At 50.0% G+C, this 17341-nt stretch carries 23 protein-coding genes; 6 read left to right on the forward strand and 17 right to left on the reverse strand.

What is annotated here, in order from left to right; genetic code table 11:
• Positions 1-47 precede the first annotated feature (47 nt).
• On the forward strand, positions 48-392 hold the full coding sequence (locus R3B84_20310; protein MEZ6142914.1) for a hypothetical protein: 345 nt from the start codon (positions 48-50) through the stop codon (positions 390-392).
• A 165-nt stretch (positions 393-557) separates the two neighbouring features.
• On the opposite strand, the gene R3B84_20315 is transcribed toward R3B84_20310, so the two are convergent.
• Both R3B84_20315 and R3B84_20320 read right to left on the reverse strand, forming a co-directional pair.
• Positions 558-1235, reverse strand: a complete 678-nt coding sequence (locus R3B84_20315) for a TVP38/TMEM64 family protein (GenBank protein MEZ6142915.1) — start codon at positions 1233-1235, stop codon at positions 558-560.
• 55 nt (positions 1236-1290) lie between these two features.
• The gene (locus R3B84_20320) at positions 1291-1449 is read right to left on the reverse strand and encodes a hypothetical protein (GenBank protein MEZ6142916.1); all 159 of its coding nucleotides are present in this window, start codon (positions 1447-1449) and stop codon (positions 1291-1293) included.
• A gap of 253 nt (positions 1450-1702) precedes the next feature.
• Here R3B84_20320 and R3B84_20325 point away from each other — a divergent pair, with 253 nt between their 5' ends.
• Positions 1703-2425, forward strand: coding sequence for a DUF1080 domain-containing protein (locus R3B84_20325; GenBank protein ID MEZ6142917.1), 723 nt, complete (start codon positions 1703-1705; stop codon positions 2423-2425).
• 392 nt (positions 2426-2817) lie between these two features.
• Here the strand turns inward: R3B84_20325 and R3B84_20330 are convergent, their stop codons facing one another.
• From R3B84_20330 to R3B84_20340, 3 genes are all read right to left on the reverse strand, one after another.
• On the reverse strand, positions 2818-3420 hold the full coding sequence (locus R3B84_20330) for a 5-formyltetrahydrofolate cyclo-ligase (protein MEZ6142918.1): 603 nt from the start codon (positions 3418-3420) through the stop codon (positions 2818-2820).
• A 10-nt stretch (positions 3421-3430) separates the two neighbouring features.
• Positions 3431-5752 carry a membrane protein insertase YidC gene (yidC, locus tag R3B84_20335; protein ID MEZ6142919.1) on the reverse strand — a complete coding sequence of 774 codons (2322 nt, stop codon included), beginning with the start codon at positions 5750-5752 and terminating at the stop codon, positions 3431-3433.
• Positions 5753-5849: 97 nt separating this feature from the next.
• A complete protein-coding gene (locus tag R3B84_20340; GenBank protein ID MEZ6142920.1) occupies positions 5850-6653 on the reverse strand; it encodes an inositol monophosphatase family protein in 804 nt (267 codons plus the stop codon).
• A gap of 83 nt (positions 6654-6736) precedes the next feature.
• On the opposite strand from R3B84_20340, the gene R3B84_20345 reads away from it, so the two are divergent.
• Both R3B84_20345 and R3B84_20350 read left to right on the forward strand, forming a co-directional pair.
• On the forward strand, positions 6737-7312 hold the full coding sequence (locus R3B84_20345) for a hypothetical protein (protein MEZ6142921.1): 576 nt from the start codon (positions 6737-6739) through the stop codon (positions 7310-7312).
• A 132-nt stretch (positions 7313-7444) separates the two neighbouring features.
• Positions 7445-8158, forward strand: coding sequence for a sialate O-acetylesterase (locus R3B84_20350; protein MEZ6142922.1), 714 nt, complete (start codon positions 7445-7447; stop codon positions 8156-8158).
• A gap of 337 nt (positions 8159-8495) precedes the next feature.
• Here R3B84_20350 and R3B84_20355 read toward each other — a convergent pair whose 3' ends face one another.
• Both R3B84_20355 and R3B84_20360 read right to left on the reverse strand, forming a co-directional pair.
• The gene (locus R3B84_20355; GenBank protein MEZ6142923.1) at positions 8496-9608 is read right to left on the reverse strand and encodes an LptF/LptG family permease; all 1113 of its coding nucleotides are present in this window, start codon (positions 9606-9608) and stop codon (positions 8496-8498) included.
• Complete coding sequence (locus tag R3B84_20360) at positions 9605-10246, reverse strand: dual specificity protein phosphatase family protein (protein MEZ6142924.1); 642 nt, start codon at positions 10244-10246, stop codon at positions 9605-9607. Before R3B84_20360 ends, R3B84_20355 begins: the two co-directional genes overlap by 4 nt.
• A gap of 158 nt (positions 10247-10404) precedes the next feature.
• Here R3B84_20360 and R3B84_20365 point away from each other — a divergent pair, with 158 nt between their 5' ends.
• Positions 10405-11130, forward strand: a complete 726-nt coding sequence (locus R3B84_20365; protein MEZ6142925.1) for a hypothetical protein — start codon at positions 10405-10407, stop codon at positions 11128-11130.
• A 96-nt stretch (positions 11131-11226) separates the two neighbouring features.
• A complete protein-coding gene (locus tag R3B84_20370; GenBank protein MEZ6142926.1) occupies positions 11227-12285 on the forward strand; it encodes a tyrosine-type recombinase/integrase in 1059 nt (352 codons plus the stop codon).
• Between the two features lie 82 nt (positions 12286-12367).
• On the opposite strand, the gene R3B84_20375 is transcribed toward R3B84_20370, so the two are convergent.
• From R3B84_20375 to R3B84_20420, 10 genes are all read right to left on the reverse strand, one after another.
• Positions 12368-12622: a helix-turn-helix domain-containing protein gene (locus R3B84_20375; protein MEZ6142927.1), complete on the reverse strand. Its 255-nt coding sequence runs from the start codon at positions 12620-12622 to the stop codon at positions 12368-12370.
• A 10-nt stretch (positions 12623-12632) separates the two neighbouring features.
• Positions 12633-12854, reverse strand: coding sequence for a hypothetical protein (locus tag R3B84_20380; protein ID MEZ6142928.1), 222 nt, complete (start codon positions 12852-12854; stop codon positions 12633-12635).
• 113 nt (positions 12855-12967) lie between these two features.
• Positions 12968-13288: a hypothetical protein gene (locus R3B84_20385; GenBank protein MEZ6142929.1), complete on the reverse strand. Its 321-nt coding sequence runs from the start codon at positions 13286-13288 to the stop codon at positions 12968-12970.
• A 79-nt stretch (positions 13289-13367) separates the two neighbouring features.
• Positions 13368-14561, reverse strand: coding sequence for a TraM recognition domain-containing protein (locus tag R3B84_20390; protein ID MEZ6142930.1), 1194 nt, complete (start codon positions 14559-14561; stop codon positions 13368-13370).
• Positions 14528-14800 (reverse strand): hypothetical protein, encoded by a 273-nt coding sequence (locus R3B84_20395; GenBank protein MEZ6142931.1) that lies wholly within the window; start codon positions 14798-14800, stop codon positions 14528-14530. Before R3B84_20395 ends, R3B84_20390 begins: the two co-directional genes overlap by 34 nt.
• A gap of 18 nt (positions 14801-14818) precedes the next feature.
• Positions 14819-14974 carry a hypothetical protein gene (locus R3B84_20400; GenBank protein ID MEZ6142932.1) on the reverse strand — a complete coding sequence of 52 codons (156 nt, stop codon included), beginning with the start codon at positions 14972-14974 and terminating at the stop codon, positions 14819-14821.
• A 1-nt stretch (position 14975) separates the two neighbouring features.
• Positions 14976-15191, reverse strand: coding sequence for a hypothetical protein (locus tag R3B84_20405; protein MEZ6142933.1), 216 nt, complete (start codon positions 15189-15191; stop codon positions 14976-14978).
• Between the two features lie 9 nt (positions 15192-15200).
• The gene (locus tag R3B84_20410; GenBank protein MEZ6142934.1) at positions 15201-15437 is read right to left on the reverse strand and encodes a hypothetical protein; all 237 of its coding nucleotides are present in this window, start codon (positions 15435-15437) and stop codon (positions 15201-15203) included.
• 101 nt (positions 15438-15538) lie between these two features.
• Positions 15539-16144, reverse strand: coding sequence for a hypothetical protein (locus R3B84_20415; GenBank protein MEZ6142935.1), 606 nt, complete (start codon positions 16142-16144; stop codon positions 15539-15541).
• A 36-nt stretch (positions 16145-16180) separates the two neighbouring features.
• Positions 16181-16999 (reverse strand): ParB/RepB/Spo0J family partition protein, encoded by an 819-nt coding sequence (locus R3B84_20420; GenBank protein MEZ6142936.1) that lies wholly within the window; start codon positions 16997-16999, stop codon positions 16181-16183.
• Positions 17000-17341: the final 342 nt, after the last annotated feature.

Consider the following 17341-nt stretch of genomic DNA (forward strand, 5'->3'; position numbering starts at 1 on the left):
CATAAAGTTTGCTTTAATGTTACGCACTTGATCAAAGAGGTAGTCGGGTGGATCAAAACACTTTATTACAGGGATTACTTGCTATTTTGGAATTAGTAAAGAATCGGACTGATCACTATATTGGTCCAGTTGAGCCAGAACATGCACGCAATTTCTTAAGTGCTTTTTCTTTGGCAGCCGGCTACGCACTTGGATGGGATGAAGAGTGTCGATTTGAAGTTCGCGAATATTGCGCTGTAAACCGTGGATGGAAATGGCGATCGGCAGGACCAGAACACCAGATGGCAGCAAAGGGTTGGCCAGCTGAGAAGATAGTTACAGAGTTGATCGAGCTAGAGTGCGACTACATTCGACAGATGACTAAACGAAGCAAGCAAAACGATATTCGATAACTTTACCTGCACCAAACTAAATTATTACTCTTGGTATAACTTGGCGTACTTCAGTTTACACGATAAGTGATGGCTTTGACTTGCTATCATTGTCGCCAATCAGTTAGAAATTCTGACCCATTCACAATTACGATCTCTGTAAAATCGGTCATCCGGCTTTTCTCATCAATTTTTCATTTTTTCATCCCCACGTGGGGTGGTGCGGCTGCGGAACAGATATTTCACCACAAGCGGAAATAATGCCAGTGCCACAAACGCCAGCACCGTGCGTGCTGACCACAGGTCTTTTGGAGTGGCTGCACTGCCCAACTCTGCACCTGCATTCACAAACAGAAAGGTGCCAGGCAGCATGCCTGCCCAACTGGCGATCATAAACGGTCGGGTGCGGATCGAAGTCAGGCCCATGCCAATATTAATGAGAAAAAAAGGAAAGAGGGGGATCATTCGAAGCATGTAGAGGTAGAACGCCCCATCGCGGGCGATGCCAGCATCCAGTTTTGCCAGTTTATTGCCCAAGCGGGTGCGAACCCAGTCCCGCAACAGGTACCGACTGCTCAGGAAGGCCAGCGTGGCACCGATCGTGGAGGCAATGCTGACGATTCCGGTTCCCAGCCAACGCCCAAATAATGCCCCACCGATCAGCGTCAGAATGCCGGCAGCAGGCAGGGAAAAGGTGGTAGCAAGCACGTAGATGGTGAAATAGAGTAGCACGGCCAAGGTGGTGTGCTGCCCCACCCATGCCTGCAGAGTGTTCCGCTGCGTGGTGAAATAGTCCCACGACAGGTACTGCTGCCCACCCGCCAGATAAAAGGTGCTGACGACTGCCAGAAAAAGCAAAATCAACGACAGTCGACCATACGGATGCGAGGAAGAATTCTGGTTCAGAATGGCTCTCCGTTTAAGGGATCAGATCATCAAAACGCCACAGTTTGCTATCCATCTGGTCGGCAGGAGAATCATCGGCAATCGCCACAATGCGATCGTTTTCAATGGTCAGGGTGCCCGTTTTTAGCACGTCGGGCAGGATGATTCGAGCACCAACATAGCTGGTTTTCATGAAATTTCGTGTCAAAGAGTGCAATAAAGGCTATTATCCGAAATTCGTCTAAAAATGCTCGATTGCTTTGCTTGAGTGAGTCTTGCGATTCATCTGTCTCTAAAAATAAAAGCCACGTTCTTTATTGATCATTCGATCATTCACGTTCACAGTGAAGATGTTTTTTGGAGCACCATTTTCGCACCAGGATTCATATAAAACAAACACTCGCAGATAATTTAAGAATCTGCTTTTTCAACTTGAGGTAAAATCTATGCGGACTCTCTCCCTCGTCGTGCTGATGCTCGTATCTGCTACGAGCAACATCCAGGCACAGCAACCAAAGAAAAAAAATCCCAAGGAAGCACCCGTCGTTGCTCCGAAGAAAGGTGAATCGAAAACCATCGAACTCTTTGATGGTAAGACGACAACTGGCTGGATCGGTTATGAAGAGCTCTGGTCTGTTCAGGATGGTGCGATTGTCGGCAAAAATATCAAGCCACTCAAATTTTCCACGTATCTGTTAACGAAAGATAATTACAGCGATTTTCGCCTGGTGTTCTCGTCGAAATTGGTAACTTCTGAAATGCACTCTGGGGTTGCGTTCTGGGGCGAGGTGAGGCCAAGTGTCAGCAAAAATCCGGAAACAGACCGCACCAAGTTTACCTATGCTGGTCATCTGGTGATGCATCCGTCCGGTTGGGGTATGTACGATCTGTTTGGCCGCAACGGTCTGCCTGTCAGCGGAGCCCCTGCAAAGAAAGTCGGCAAACAACACGACTGGAATGACATTGAAATCCTGGCGCAGGGCAATCGTGTACGCGTTGCAGTCAATGGCGTTGCAGTAGTTGACTGGCGTGACCCGGAACCGGAACGCATCAAAGAAGGTCCTATCGGTCTCCAACTGCATTCGAATTCCGTTCCACAGGAAATCCAATTCAAAGGGCTGAAATTAGAAACTTTTCCCAAAGAAGATAAGCTGATTACAGTCAAGTAATTCAATCCAATTCAGTTCGAATACCAGTGTTTTCAAGTCAGAAACATGGCAAATTGATGTAGAACGGGCAAACTCCTTTTGCCAAAAAACGCTTGACATTTAACATAGTCACTAACGCTTTCGGCTCACAAAACAATCAATACGATTTCAATTCAAGTTGATTGCCCTGGATTCCGGCCTGCGCGGGAATGACGGTTGTAGACACGTTCAGATTCTTATGGTAGACACAACCGTCTGAAACCCAACCTCGGATGGGTTTGTGAGCCGACGGCGTTAGACGGTTGGATCGAAAAATACCAAGAAACACCGAATTTCAAACTGATTTTGGTTTAGTTTGAACTAGCGAGTCCAGTCATTGCCAGAAAATTTCCGAAGAAGTGGAAGAAATTGCTTTACTTCTGGCGGCCGCGGCCAGTGATGACGCCCGATTCTGTGATGATCATATCCATGAAGATATCATGGTCGTCGGTGGGGATTTCCGGAAACAACTGGCAGTCAAACGCCAGTGCCACCAGTGGGGTTTCCAGGCGGGCGTGCTGCAGCAGTTTATCGTAATACCCTTTGCCGTGGCCCATCCGGCCCCCACGTCGATCAAATGCCACGCCGGGCACCATCACCAAGTCCAGTTCTTCCGGTGTGCACTGCTTTTCTGGTAACTGTCGCAGTTCGGCCTTTGGCTCCAGAATCTTGTACATGCCAATGGCCAATTCATCCATCGATTTCAAATCGAACAGTTCCAACTCGCCCGCTTCATTGCACCACGGAACGATTATTCGCTTACCCGATGCCAATGCTGCTGGCAGTGCCTGCCTGGTGCGTACTTCCGACCGCACATCGATGTAGAACATCACCGTTCCGGCTGCCTGATACGCGAGCAGTCCCATGAAGGTGGTGCAGATCGTTTCGCTCAACGCATCTTTATCCTGCTGGGCGTTTCGGTTGGCGTGGGCTTGTTCCCGCAGTTGCTTTTTTCGTTCGACAATCGATTCTGACATGGTTTCGAAGTTACCGTTTTTTTCGTTTTTGGTTCTTATCTGTCGTGCTTTTGTTGGGGCCGTTCTGGCTGCGGAGCTGCTGTTGCTTCTGGGCTTCTTCCATAATTTCTTCCATCCGCTTTTTCCAGGCATCCAGTTTCCGTCCCAGCCAGCCGCGGGGCTTGTTGGGCTTTTTCATTTTTTGTTCATAATCTTCGGTAATGTTTTTCGGCAGCAATTGTCGTTCGATAATGCCCCACACGCTACTGAAGATAAAGTAAATACACAGCCCCGCTGCGACCTTGTAGAAGAAGAACAGGAAGAAAATCATCATGATTTTCATCATTTTCTGTTGCATCTGGACTTGTGGGTCTTCCGATTTCGGCATCATTTTGGACTGCGTGTACAGCATCAGCCCCACCGCAATCAGTGGGAGCAGATTAAAGAACGGCCCCAGATACAACATGCCGCCAAAATCGGCAGGGGTGCTTAAAAACGGAATCTTTTCGCCCCAACTGAACAACATGTCGGGGGCGGCCAGGTTTTTCACCCAGACAAAGTTTTCCAGCCGTAAGAATACGCTTTCCTGCAACGCATAGTACAGGCCCATAAACACCGGCATCTGTGCCAGCAGCAGGAAGCACCCACCCATCGCCGCAGCGGGGTTAATGCCATGCTCACGGAACAGTTTCATTTTTTCCGCATTCAGTTTCTGAAAATCGTTGCCGTATTTTTCCGTCAGCACCTTCATCTGTGGAGCCAGCTTCGCCTGCTTTGCCTGCATGATCTTGGCTTTAATCTGCTGTTTCCGGCTGAATGGAAACAGCGACCCACGCACCAGCAGGGTGATCAGCATGATGCAGATACCCAGGTTGGGGATGGCGTGGGAGAACAGACCCAGCAGCGAGTGAATGACGTTGGTGAACACAATCACCAGATCGCTCCAGTAGATAAAGGAGGCAAACCGGCCGATCCAGTTATCCATCGGTGCATCGGTCAGCGTATTCAGATACAGATGGTCTCGATAGCGATGGACAGTATCTTCCGGAACTGCTTTTTCCCCTTCCAGTTGCTTCAGCAGCCGCACCTTGGTGGGGCCAGTATAGATCAGGTAGGGGTGGTCAATCGGCTTGGAAACATCCAGTTCCCGACTGATCGCCCTGCTGGTCAGATCGTCCAGCATGGTATGGTCGGTGGTCTTATCGCGGTGGATTTTGCCTTCCGGCGTGAACCGTACATGTTCGATGTAATTTGCCTTCTGCCCTTCCGGCTGGATATCATCCAGTGCCAGAATGCTGGCAAAATATTGCACCATTACCCCCATGTAGCGGATCGGCTCATCTGCTTTGCTGGTGTGGCGATCACTGCCAGCCAATCGACGAACCTGACGAGCATCTTCCAGCAATCGGCGGGCACTCTCATCGTCATCCACCCAGCCCACAATCCCCTGACGGTAAGTGGCACTGTACCACTCACCCTCAATCGGCATGTTCCGTGGGCCACTGATCTGATAGCGAAAGGGCTTCCGCTTCCCTTCGGGTGCGGCTAATGGCTCAATTTTCAGCCGAAAACCCACGTGATACTCATTTTTCTTTAATGAATATTCTTTCACAATTTTAATGTAGTACGGCTGTTGTAATTCGGTGGCAAACGAAATCGTCTGGCCTTCACTGGTGGTTTCATTTTTTTCCACCGTCCAGATGCGTCGACTGAGTGTATCCACCGGGCGATCATCACGTGGATCGCGGTAGTGGGTCATCAGGTAGGACAAATTACTGACGACATCGAACTCTGCGGGGCATTCGCCGGGTTCAAAGACAACAGGGGGCTCTTTTTTATCCAGAATCGGCCCACCTTGCTGTGCCGGGTAGCCCGGAATAATCATCAGTTGGCGTGGCTGACCGTTGGCATCTTTATCGGGCAACCCTTCGCGGGTGGCCTGCTGAAAATGGGTGAATTTAATCTGTTGAATCGAGCCACCACGGGTGTTGAGCAGCACCTGCAAGTGGGCTGGTTGTTCGCCGTAACCCATTGGCAGTAACTGCCCAGGCTGACGTACACCCACGATAAAGCCTTCGCGGGCCAGATCTTTGCCAACGGTGGCACTGGAAATGCCCCCACCCAGCCAGGCAACGCCTTCCTGCGTCGGTGGGATGATCGGTTCTGGTTCAAAACTGCCCAGACCGCCCGCAACAAGGATGCGGCCATCCAGCTCTGTCAGTGGTAATTCCGGGGCAGGCGCCTCTGGCTTCGGCGGTGGAGGCCAGATCATATTTACCACGGGACCCCAGGCAAACAGCACAATAATGCCAATCGCCAGGTAGAGATACGCTGTCAAACTTCGTTGTTGCATGGCGGTATTTTAGGGTCAGCCGAAGAATTGAGAAGATGATGAAATCCAATCAAATGATTTTACAATCAAATACACTTATTGTCGTACAAATATTGATCTATTGGTAATATTTTGCCATGATGGCCAACATTTCGGCCTGCAGGTGGCCATTCGTTGCCAGAATATCGGGCCGGAACGGGTTGACAGGTGAACCGGTCGCACTGCTGACCGCACCTCCGGCTTCGGTGACCAGCAGAATACCCGCAGCCACGTCCCATGCCCAGTTGTCCAGTGCATAGTAGCCATCGAATCGCCCCGCAGCCACATACGCCAGGTTCAACGCGGTCGAACCGGTGCGTCGGATTGCCTGCGAACTGAGCGACATTTCCTGCCAACAGGGGAAAATTCGGGCTTGAGCATCCGGATTTGGTGGGAAGCCAGTCGAAACCAGGCCGTATTCCAGCTTGCTGATGGTACTGACCGACATGGGTGAACCGTTCAGGTGTGCTCCCCCACCCAGTGCGGCGGTGAACAGTTCGTTCATTCGTGGATCGAAAATGACCCCCACCTGAAGCTGACCTGCCGCCATCAGACCAATTGAAACGCAATACGCAGGCACATCGTGGGCATAATTGACGGTGCCATCCAGCGGATCGATAATCCACGTGGGCGGTGCATCGGAAGGCAATTCCCGAATATCCTTCGATGCTGGGTCTTCTTCACCAATAAACGCGTGATCGGGGAATTGTTCCTGCAAGTAGCCGATCACCGCTAATTGGGACGCCTGATCGCCTTCGGTAACCAGATCGGCCCGTGCTTTTTCCCGCACGGTAAATCGACTGCGCCAGAATTCCAGTTGTTCCGCACCCAACCGGGCAGCATGCACCGCGTGGGTAAGCCAGTTTTCAAGATTGGTAGACATGCCTGTATTGTAGGAAGTCCAAGAGTTCTAAAGGTGCACAGATATAACAAGAATTACTGGCAATTTTTTTGAAGGGATGCCCAATGAAAACTTTGAACTGGATGATTTTTGGATGCGGATTGTTCCTGGTACTCTCTATTTGGCCGGGGAGAATCGAAGTAGTAGCGATCTTTTCATTATGTCTCTTTTTTATCTGGATTCCGATTCTTTTTTTCTGGAGTCTGCTGATAATCGTAAAATCCTGTTCTGAATTGATCAGAATAAAAGATCCTGACAGACCGAAGCTGGACGGAATTCGATCCAGTTTGGTCATACTTTTCACGATTGTTTTGATCTATTTTCAAGTGCCACGTTTGATCGTCTTTGCATGTTATTCGCAACAATTTCGAGAATTAGCCGAGAAAGCTCCACAAGGTCCTATTGACAAACATCAACTCGATAAACGGATCGGACCATATTACATCGATTACTACGGTAGTTATCCTGCAGGTAGCGTGTATTTTCGTACCCAGTCGGGACCCGATGGAATTGGTCCAGATGAAATGTCGTATGGCTTTGCGTATCAACCAAAAGGTGAGTGGTGTACGTTCGGCAAAACTCGCTATCAACAAAAACACTTGTTTGGCAATTGGTATTCATTCAGTGTTTCGAGTGATTAATGAGAAAATTATCATTAATCACACAAGTAGCTATTTGATAATGTGTTACGCCTATTTTGGGGGAATGATTGTGTTCCCACGGTGGCTGGTGTAGGATACCACCATATCAATCCTGAAATTTAAGGGTAATGCATGAACTTTCGAATCATTACGGGTGTTGTTCTGCTTGCAACAATGCTGGCTGCGAATGCCGACGACAAAGGGAAGCACCTGTTTATTCTGTCTGGCCAGTCGAACATGGCAGGACTGGACCCGAACATCTCTTTCACTCCCACCGTGGAGGAGGCATTTGGCAAAGATCAGGTCATTGTGGTCAAAAGTGCCCAGGGAGGTCAACCGATCCGACGCTGGTACAAGAAATGGAAGCCACTGAATGGGGAAATGCCCAAAGGCAATGGTGATCTGTACGATCTGATGATGACCAAAGTAAATGCAGCCGTCAAAGGTGAGAAACTGGCATCCGTTACCTTTTTATGGATGCAGGGTGAACGCGATGCCCGCGAAAAGCATGGTGATGTCTACGCGGAAAGTCTTCAAGGAGTGCTTGGGCAGTTAAGCGAAGATCTTGGTCGGAAAGACATTCATGTGGTCATTGGTCGGCTAAGCGATCATGGGAATTCCAACAAGACTTATGGCGACTGGACGAAAATTCGGGAAGTACAGGTGAAATTTGCTGAAAACACCCCACGTGGTGCCTGGGTTGATACCGACGACCTGAACGATGGCAAAAATAAAAGCGGCAAAGAGATCAAGAATGATCTGCACTACTCTGTCGAAGGCTATCGAATTCTGGGCGAACGATTTGCAACAAAATCCATTGAATTGATCCGCAAACAGGGGAAATAATTCTGCGATAGATGAACCGGCGAGACACATGGCTGTTAGGTGTTGCTATTTGGCTTCATCGCCCGTAGCAACTGAATGGGAATTTCTTGCAAATTGACCGCAAAATCGCAAGAACGCAAAGAAATATCCAACCGTCATTCCCGCGAAGGCGGGAATCCAGTGCGAATTTTTTCGCCGGGAGCAGAAGCGTGCAAAACGGATTATTCCATGACGTTTGAACTGGAAAATTTCACCGCCAAGACGCCACGTCGTCAAGAAGACACGTTTCTTCATTACTTCCAAATGACACAACGATAGCGTCAGCAACGGAATTTACACTAGCCGTGGGCTTTATCAGTTACGTGTGAATTGCATCATACAGTGCAATTGCAAGTGGGGTAAACACAATCACTGGTAGCCAGCCACTCAAAGCTGGGGAGATAATGTCTGCATTGCCCATAAACCGCGAAGCAAAAATTGCTGCGAAAAAGGTGGCACAAAGTCCAAGGCACAAACCAGTGCTGATGAAGATATGCCTTGTCTGATCCCGCAGGATGATCGAAATCCCCATGATCACCAGCAGCATCCCCACCAGTGGGCGGGTCAAGCGCATGTGGTAAGTTACGGCCAGGGTATTCATTCTGCCCGGTTCGGTGCGGTCGAGATAGGCCCGCAGGGCCGTTGTGGAACTCAACGCCAGGGTTTTTTTGCCGCCACTGGTAATCCCTTCAAACGTGGCATCTTTCACCTTCAGAAAATAGCGTCCGCGGTCAATAATGGTGAGCATTGATGTATCAATCTTGTCTTCCGCCAGGTTATCGGGGCTGGCACCGTACAGTTCCCAGCCTCCAGAAAGTGGCTTGTTATCCTGTGGGGGAACATAAATGGCATAGGCTGCTGTAATATGTCGCATCTGGGACTGGCTGGTTTCCGGCATGGTGGCGAAAAATGGTTTCACCAGCAAGTCCCGCCGATAGGCTCGGATCCCTTCGATGTGGACACCAGAACTGTCAAAAGCACCTTGCACACCGATTTCTTTTGCTCCATCGGGATCTTCGCGTTCGGCAACCAGAGCGGATGCAATTCTGGGGATGACCATTTCCTGGTTAAAGATCCCCACACTCAACATCAGTACCGCACCCAGCAGGATGGGTCGCAGCACCCGGTGGGTAGAAACACCCGCAGACAGCATCGGAATCAGCTCATTATTCCGCTGGATCCAGGCAATGGCGAACATGGCCGCCAAAAGAGAAATCACTTCGCACAAACGGTCGTAATATTCGAGTGTGCGGTAGCCGTAATAGCCCAATAGATGCATCAGAACATCTAGAAAACTCTTTCCTGGGCGGGCAAATTCATCCAGATTGGTAAACAGATCGACAATAATATACAGGCTTAGGGTGCTGATCAGGCAGATGAAATACCCACGAATGAACGACAGGAATAACATTCGATCCAGAATGCGAATCATCGCGAACTTCCTTTTTTCGCGGAATCTCTCGGGCGATAAAGATAAATGTATTCATAGATGTAGTCGTTTGCGATAGTGCACTTGGTATCGCCGAATCCGTTGGCACGTAATTCCCGCATTGCTTCCGCCTGCGACCACCCATCATATTCCATGCGGTAGATTGCCGTCAGGGCACCAGTGCGGTGCAGGCCCGCCTTACAGTGGATCATGATGGGGTAATTCGCGGGATCGTCGCAGATTTTCAGAAAATCATCAATTACCTGTGGGCGATTGGTTTCCGACGCTTCGCTGCGTGGTAACAACCCACGACTCCCCTCCCATGAGAGAAAGATGAATTTCACCCCTTCCTGGGCACAAAGTTCACTTTCGGTGATGGTGCCTTTTTTGAAGAAATGGCCTGCCAGTTTGGGGTCCTGATTTTCATCCTGCAGGTTGATAATTGTTTTAATCCCGAACTCACGGATTTTTTTTCGCAAGCTATCTTCTGGTAGTTGGCCAGCACGGTAAAACCGTTCCGGGCTGACGGTGCGGAAACGGCGTTCTTCGAAGTAAACCATCCGATAGTAGGTTAACGGCACACCAATGATGATTGCGGCAATGGCGAACGCACCCCACCAGCGGAAAACAGCCTGTAACACGCACTACTCCTGTGCTGGAATCAGGAAGTATTATACCAACTGGTGGGCGGCCGAAAAGTAGATTACATGCAATATTTTTACATGTAATTATTATAAAACTGTACTAATTAATGTTTTTCAAGTAAAAAGAACTGAAATCGTTTCTGCAGGCCCCATCGATGACCCGCGAATTTGACTCCCCCTGGAAAGAGACGCTGGAAAACTTCCTGCCGGATATTTTTGAGATTCTCTTCCCACAATGGTATCCCACGTTCGACTGGGCGAAAGGATTTCGCTCGCTCGATACCGAATTACGCACCTTGCTGCCCGATTCCGAAGCGGGGATGGTGCGTGCCGATGCTCTTTTTGAGGTCTACGATTTAGAGCACCCTGGCCAGACAGTGACCATTTTTGTCCATTTTGAGGTTCAGGCACAGCAGGATGACCGTTTTGCTGCAAGGATGGCGGAATATTACTGGCGGATTCGGCAAAAATATGGCCTGAACGTGTCCAGTTTTGCCATTCTGGCTGATGAGAACCCGACTTGGCGCGTTGACCGCAATGTGTTGAGCTGCAAAGGGACTCAGAATGAGTTTGTATTTAATTCGGTGAAACTGCTAGATTTTGTTGGTCGCATGGATGAATTAACGGCCCACCACAGCCCGGTGGGACTGGTTGTAGCGGCCAGTATTCAAAGTTTGCTGACCCACGGAATTGCAGAACTTCGCTTTGCCGATAAATGCCGCCTGCTAAGACAACTGATTGAGCGAAACTTAACTCCTGATGAAGTCTGGGAAATCATGCGCCTGCTCGACTGGCTGCTAGAATTACGCTTCCAATTATTTTTCAGAAAAACACTGTTTTTCAGGCTTTTCCAGCATTTTCCGAAACCGCTCTGCGTATAATGGTACGGAATTTGGGTACAGAATAAGCGGTTGTGAGTCCGCGATTCTTTTCAGCATGCCGTGGGGGTAAACATGGTCATTCTGGAGAATCTACTCATGGCACGTACAGCCAAACCCTGGTACCGCCAGGACCGAAAAGCCTGGTTCGTGAACATCCGTGGCAAACGCCACAATTTAGGGCCAAACAAAAAAGCGGCCTTCAAGCTGTTTCACGAACTGATGTTAAAGAGCGAGGAATCCCAACCTTTGCCTGCAAAAACAATCAGTATTGCGATGGTCTTCGACAAGTTCCTGGAATGGTGCCAATTGAACCGTTCCAGAGCAACGTATGTCGCTTACCGCTACTATCAGCAAAGTTTTCTCGATTCTTTGGGTGCAACCTGTATTCAGCCTGCCGATTCTCTTCGGCCTTTTCATGTGCTGGATTGGGTTCAGAACCATCCGGATTGGGGGAAAGCACACCAGCGTGGGGCAATGCAGGCGATCCAACGGGCATACAACTGGGGAGAACAGTTCGGCTACCTGCAAAACAATCCGGTTAAATGGATGAAAAAACCGCAGGCTCCTCGGCGGGAAAATCCGCTTTCCGCACCTGAATACAACCGCATTCTGGAACGGGTGCAGGATCTGCCATTCCGGCAGTTATTGCTTTTCGCCTGGGAGACTGGTTGCCGACCGAATGAACTGTTCATTCTGGAATCGAGGCATATCAATCTGGAACTGAGTCGGGTCGAAATCCCTCCTGCAGAAGCGAAAGGGAAGAAGAAATGGCGGTTTATCTACCTCACAGAAGCTGCAAAGCAGTTAATCGAGGAATTATTGCAGAAATACCCGGATGGGAAATTGTTTCGCAACACTTTTGGTAAACCCTGGACACGGCTGGCGGTGAATGGCCGGTTTTGCCGGTTAAAGAAAGCCACCGGAATTGCCTACTGCATGTACGACTTCCGCCATGGCTTCTGCCAGCGGCTATTGGAATCCGGGGTGGACCATGTTACGGTCGCTGCCCTAATGGGCCATACCGATGCACGCATGGTTGCCTGCACCTATTCCCACATGAATCAGGCCGATTCCCACCTGCGAACAACGCTGGATCAAGTATCAAAAAGAATCAATAAAATGAAGCACGGCCAGCCTGTCGTTTGCTGGAAATAAAAAAACCTCCGGCAGCCAAAGACTACCGGAGGCCAGCATCAAGCAGATGCCGTGGGGGTTTCAGAAATTTTCGTCATTGACTCTACTTCGGCCTGAGATGTAGATGTTTCAATGGCTCGCGCGGAACGGGTCGCTGTTCCGTCTCCTGGGGTTGTTCACTTTCCAATCTTCTCTGGGCCAGAAAAAGATCCAGATCGGCCTGCTGCACAATAATCCGTCCTCGGCGACCGGCAGCCCCCAGCCGATAATGGGGCAGTTCCCGCCTGGCAATCCAGCCATACACCGTGCTCATCGATACACCCAGAAAGCGGGCAAGGTCTTTGATGGAATAGGACATCTCTCCACCCTTAATTCAAGGAAACATCGACATTCTGCCGAGCTCGTTGCTCCGCCAGAAAGTTCAGCAGTTCTTCCAGGACCACCTGGGTGCTGTGGAAAATCCACTGCCGCAGAATCTCCAGGTGACTGGCATCCAGCACCAGCGACGTTTCCTGGATTCGGGTCACTACGGTTTGGGCGTTGATGATCGACAACTGGTCAACCAATGTCACTTCGGTTCTCTTCGCCATCGCTCCACCTCATTCTGAAAAAGCCATCCGATGGCAAGAACATCCCCGCATCCCTCATGGATCGGGGAGAAAGATCGTTTAATTACTGATGGAAACGGGCGAATGAACGGAGGCTATTTCCTGAGGAAAATCGCCAGACTGCGGTATTTGCGTCGTAAGCCTTGTGCCCACTCCCAGAGCCCTTCTGGGTCTTTGAACTGTTCGGGAGCAATCTGCAACTGCTCTTCCAGATCCCGCAAACCAACGTAAAGATGACCATACTCTGCAGCAAACTGATGTACCATCGATGGTTCGATGCCGACTACATCGGTACCTTGAATAGGTACATACCGAAAATCCGGCTTACTGGAAGCTCGGTTCTGAAAATAGCTTGCCACTTTCGGAGCGGCAGCCTTGGCAGCGACGCCAATCAACAACGGAATAAAATGTAACATCGGAAATCCTTCGGTGCCGAGCACCAACATCAAGCGATGGGAAAACCCTCCCACCGTGGGTTTGCCAACACCATGTTGGCTATTCCTTCGCGAACTGAATTCGCTTAAAAGGCCGTCCATTGCGGAATGCAGGTCCCGCCCGATGAATAAAGAACTCTCCCCGCCGAAGAGTGGCAAACTGCTCCGGTCGGACCAGGGGGAGAATCTGTTCACTGAAGCCAAACTGCTGATTGGTGGGTGTGCCAAACAACAGATCAGCAGGGTGTAATTCTTCGGGCCGGATACTGCCATTCATCAGCATCCGGCGATCACTGCCAAACATCTGGGAGAAAAACTGGCCGGTTTCGGGGCAGGTCGTGTTGCCAATGAACTTCACGCCATGGTTCCCCAGCACCGTCAAAAATTCCTGCCGGGCCACATCGGTGCCTCCCAGAGCACTGATGGCAGCGGGCAACGATTGAAACAGAATAACACTGAGCACCTTCTGGGAACGTCCCGTCAAGGTCGCTTTCGCATCTTCGCTGGGCGTGGCAATCTGCGGGTATTCATCCCGGAACACCACCAGCGGCGGGCTATCCGGTCCAATCGGTCGCCGCAAACCAGCACGCTGGAACAACAGAATCCAGAGGGCATTCCAGGCTCGTGCCGGTTCATTTCCCACCAATACCGGCCAATCCAGAATCACCACTTTCCGATTAGCCATCATCGAATCGGGGGTCTCATTGACCACCCCACTGGCAAACACTTCAGCCGCTTCCGTACTGACCAGAGGTTCCAGGGTATTCCTGACCATTGCCTCAATCACGGAACGGGTCCGATCCGATAAGCGGGCAAAGGTGCCGGTCAGATAATCAAATGCCAACCCCAACTGCTGCTTGATGTGGGGTGGAAACTGCTGGTGACCGGCAAAGCCCAGCAATCGGGCTAACTTCGTAGTTAAAAACGCTTCCGTGCGGACAAATTCCGCTGATTCCGGCAACGAGGTCAGCAACTGATACAGATCCATTGTGATCGGCGGTTGCTGGGAACCGTAATGCAATGCAGTCAATGCCTGTCGCAGTAACGTTTCCATGCTCGATTGCCAAAACGCTTCATTCTGGGCATTATCCCCACCATTGCGGTTCACCACTTTCGCCAGTGCCACCAGCAACTGCACCAGCGATTCCACCGAACCCCCGGGCCGGTTCAGTTCATAAGCCACCAGATCGAGTCGAACCGCAGTTTTTCCAGGAGCGAGAATCAGGCAATCCGCCCCCGACCATGGTGCTGGCAATGTTCCACCCAGGTACTCCCTTCATCGGGCTTGACACAGGCCACCACAAAGCTGCATTGCATCTGCAACAGCGACCCAGTCAGGTGCCGAACAGCCGTGGTTTTGCCCGCACCGGTCATCCCGCTGTAGGCAACGTGCTGTGCTGTCTGGCTAAACAGCAACCGGTCAGCATTGCCCAACGTCAGCACTTCCGGGTCAAGATCAATGACCGGCTTCGATTTTCGGGAGAACCAGCCCATGGAACGCCTCCGAACCAATTACCGTAAACGCCAGAAACGCAGAAAAATCACCCAGAACGGCAACTGAATGTGGGGGTTCTGCTCCCGAAAGGCAATCGCCTGATTCAGTGGCTTGTTGATCCACCAGTAGACCAGTAAGCACAACAGCACAATGATCCAGAAATTCGAATCCATCTTAATTCTCCTTGGTTGTAGGCCCACTCGACGGGCCGTAAGGTCCACAAAATTCAAACACTTCACCCAGCATCGCTCGCACCGCATGGTAGATGCATTGCTGCAAATGCTGCTTCTGTTGTCCCGAAATTTTCAACTGCACCGACTTTACAATGCTGTTGGCACAGATGTTTGCCAGCAGATCGGGGATACTGCTGCCCTGTGGGTTGTTGCCCATGATTACCCCTTAGATTTCTGGTTCCTGCTGCCGTTTTTCGGGAGCAGGGGATTCGCGTTCAACCGCTTGTTCCCGTTCAGTTTGCATACGCTCGTGGGTCACTTCTCCCGTTGTGGGATTACCCCAGATTCCTGGGACATCGGGCTGACGGACCTGGTCATTAGACGGATGTACAGCCTGTCTGAGTTCTTCCAGACCTGTAATAATCCACGCACGTGCAGCTGAATCCAAAAACGGTTTACTCATCGATTTTCTCCCATTGTTGTCTGGCCCATTCTGCCAACATCAGCAGAATGCCAGGAAACCAGATGGTTGCCTGCAGCCAGTACCCTGGATTAAGGCTTCTTCTAGTAGTCATCTTTCTGTCTCATCATTTGCCCGTAATATTGCGCCTCATGCACCTGATCCTGATAGGCCCGCAGAATCACGCGTTCCTGCATTTGCATGATTCCTTTGCGTACCCATAAACTGAAACACCCCCAGATCAACAGCGCCCCCAGGACATAATTCAGCAGCATCAGGCCGACACCCAACGCCGCAGCGGCCGCGGGTTCCCAAAAATCTTCCGCCCATTTCAGGCTCCGGAAACCCAACTGGTCCCGATAAAAGATCGATTCGCCGATACAGCGACTGTGCACGGAAACCCCGCGTGATTCCCGCCAGGCGGACATCACCCGATGCTGAATCAGCCGCACCAGATAGAACAGGAAAAGCAGCATCGTGCCGATCCCTGCAGTCTGCGGCTGTTCATTGACCGCCTCCCGGGAACAGCCCAGCAACACAATCGCGGGCAATGCCAGAAAGGCAGGCAAGCCGAAGTGGTTCACCCCGCAGGTGCCTGCTTTTTTGAACAACGCATCGAGAATCGATGTGTGGATCCGAATCACGAAGGTAAAGATGTTGAAGCTGGCCGCAGCATCATCCCGAAGGCTCGTTGGCTTCCGTTCTTGCATGGTGTACCCCCGAAGTAGTATTTCAAATATTTGCGCTTAATTGTTTTCGTGCTCATTCGATTTTGCTTGCTCCTGGATCCCATTGAGCTGATCGATCATGTATTCTCCACCTGGTCTTAATTTCTCGATGCCAATACGAATCTGGCGGATCACATCACGGCAAACCATGTCCGCAGGGCATTCCAGCACGATCTGATCGGTTAACTTGAAACGGACTTTCTTTGGTTCTTTCCGTTTATGTGCACGAAAAATTGCCACTTCATTGGCAATCTGTTGCACAGAAAATTTCTGCTCAATAGCAAGCGTTGCCAAACTGTCCTGATCCTCGTGATCTTTTAATTGGCTGAGATAATACAACGTAGAATCGTTCAGCTTTCCTTCTGCATGCCATTGGCGGCAAAGTGGACTCAAGCGATGGAAGACTTTGATGCATTTGGACACTTTTGATTCCGAAATTCCCAAACGGGTTGCAATTTGTCGCAGATTCATCCCGCCATCATGCTTCAAAATTGAAAACTGGCGACCGCGTTCAAAGTCAGAAAAGTCTTCTCGATGCTGATCGATCGACAGCATTTGAGCGATGACCTCGTGTGGCTTTGAAGAATTGTTCTGAAGGATACATTGGATTTCAACGTGTCCGACGAGTTTACATGCTGCCAATCGTCGATGACCGTCGACTACAAAATAGCGTCCCGGAGTGGATGATTCTTGAACCAGAATTGGTTGAATCACTCCTTGGTTGCGAATGTTGTCAGCAAACTCATGCAGCAAATCGGAATCGGAAATCAAACGTGGATTGTGGGGATTGGCATCAATCTGGTCGACGCGCAGACGGATCATCTGTTCGGTATGCATTAAACACCTGTAGGGAAATTGGGATGTTTGGGGTATCCAGCAAAAGAAGTGCCATCGGACTGTCAGTTTCAGCTTGAATCGTATTGAAATGCTAAGGAAATATTTCCAGATATAACTTTCTAAATGATACCTAATTGCAATCTCTTGCCGTTGAAAGACTTACAAAAAATATTGGATTAGAGAATGCAAATCGATTTTTCAAAAATATTTAAAGTTTTCTTCAAGTTAAACGCATTCTGACAGATTTGCGCTGTGCAAAAATTAGACAACTGAGGCAAAATTGATCAATTTCCGTGCAGTAAATTGCTACATTTCGAGCACTGCTTGTAATCCGGGAGTTAT

The sequence above is a fragment of the Zavarzinella sp. genome (assembly GCA_041399155.1).
GTDB lineage: Bacteria > Planctomycetota > Planctomycetia > Gemmatales > Gemmataceae > JAWKTI01.

What these genes read in the sequence shown, in the direction of transcription:
- R3B84_20405 (MEZ6142933.1), bottom strand. Translation starts at nt 15,191, where the DNA reads ATGGGCAACAACCCACAGGGCAGCAGTATCCCCGATCTGCTGGCAAAC.
- R3B84_20350 (MEZ6142922.1), top strand. Translation starts at nt 7,445, where the DNA reads ATGAACTTTCGAATCATTACGGGTGTTGTTCTGCTTGCAACAATGCTG.
- R3B84_20400 (MEZ6142932.1), bottom strand. Translation starts at nt 14,974, where the DNA reads ATGGATTCGAATTTCTGGATCATTGTGCTGTTGTGCTTACTGGTCTAC.
- yidC (MEZ6142919.1), bottom strand. Translation starts at nt 5,752, where the DNA reads ATGCAACAACGAAGTTTGACAGCGTATCTCTACCTGGCGATTGGCATT.
- R3B84_20385 (MEZ6142929.1), bottom strand. Translation starts at nt 13,288, where the DNA reads ATGTTACATTTTATTCCGTTGTTGATTGGCGTCGCTGCCAAGGCTGCC.
- R3B84_20345 (MEZ6142921.1), top strand. Translation starts at nt 6,737, where the DNA reads ATGAAAACTTTGAACTGGATGATTTTTGGATGCGGATTGTTCCTGGTA.
- R3B84_20370 (MEZ6142926.1), top strand. Translation starts at nt 11,227, where the DNA reads ATGGCACGTACAGCCAAACCCTGGTACCGCCAGGACCGAAAAGCCTGG.
- R3B84_20395 (MEZ6142931.1), bottom strand. Translation starts at nt 14,800, where the DNA reads ATGGGCTGGTTCTCCCGAAAATCGAAGCCGGTCATTGATCTTGACCCG.
- R3B84_20415 (MEZ6142935.1), bottom strand. Translation starts at nt 16,144, where the DNA reads ATGCAAGAACGGAAGCCAACGAGCCTTCGGGATGATGCTGCGGCCAGC.
- R3B84_20375 (MEZ6142927.1), bottom strand. Translation starts at nt 12,622, where the DNA reads ATGTCCTATTCCATCAAAGACCTTGCCCGCTTTCTGGGTGTATCGATG.
- R3B84_20365 (MEZ6142925.1), top strand. Translation starts at nt 10,405, where the DNA reads ATGACCCGCGAATTTGACTCCCCCTGGAAAGAGACGCTGGAAAACTTC.
- R3B84_20330 (MEZ6142918.1), bottom strand. Translation starts at nt 3,420, where the DNA reads ATGTCAGAATCGATTGTCGAACGAAAAAAGCAACTGCGGGAACAAGCC.
- R3B84_20325 (MEZ6142917.1), top strand. Translation starts at nt 1,703, where the DNA reads ATGCGGACTCTCTCCCTCGTCGTGCTGATGCTCGTATCTGCTACGAGC.
- R3B84_20355 (MEZ6142923.1), bottom strand. Translation starts at nt 9,608, where the DNA reads ATGATTCGCATTCTGGATCGAATGTTATTCCTGTCGTTCATTCGTGGG.
- R3B84_20320 (MEZ6142916.1), bottom strand. Translation starts at nt 1,449, where the DNA reads ATGAAAACCAGCTATGTTGGTGCTCGAATCATCCTGCCCGACGTGCTA.
- R3B84_20340 (MEZ6142920.1), bottom strand. Translation starts at nt 6,653, where the DNA reads ATGTCTACCAATCTTGAAAACTGGCTTACCCACGCGGTGCATGCTGCC.
- R3B84_20380 (MEZ6142928.1), bottom strand. Translation starts at nt 12,854, where the DNA reads ATGGCGAAGAGAACCGAAGTGACATTGGTTGACCAGTTGTCGATCATC.
- R3B84_20410 (MEZ6142934.1), bottom strand. Translation starts at nt 15,437, where the DNA reads ATGAGTAAACCGTTTTTGGATTCAGCTGCACGTGCGTGGATTATTACA.
- R3B84_20420 (MEZ6142936.1), bottom strand. Translation starts at nt 16,999, where the DNA reads ATGCATACCGAACAGATGATCCGTCTGCGCGTCGACCAGATTGATGCC.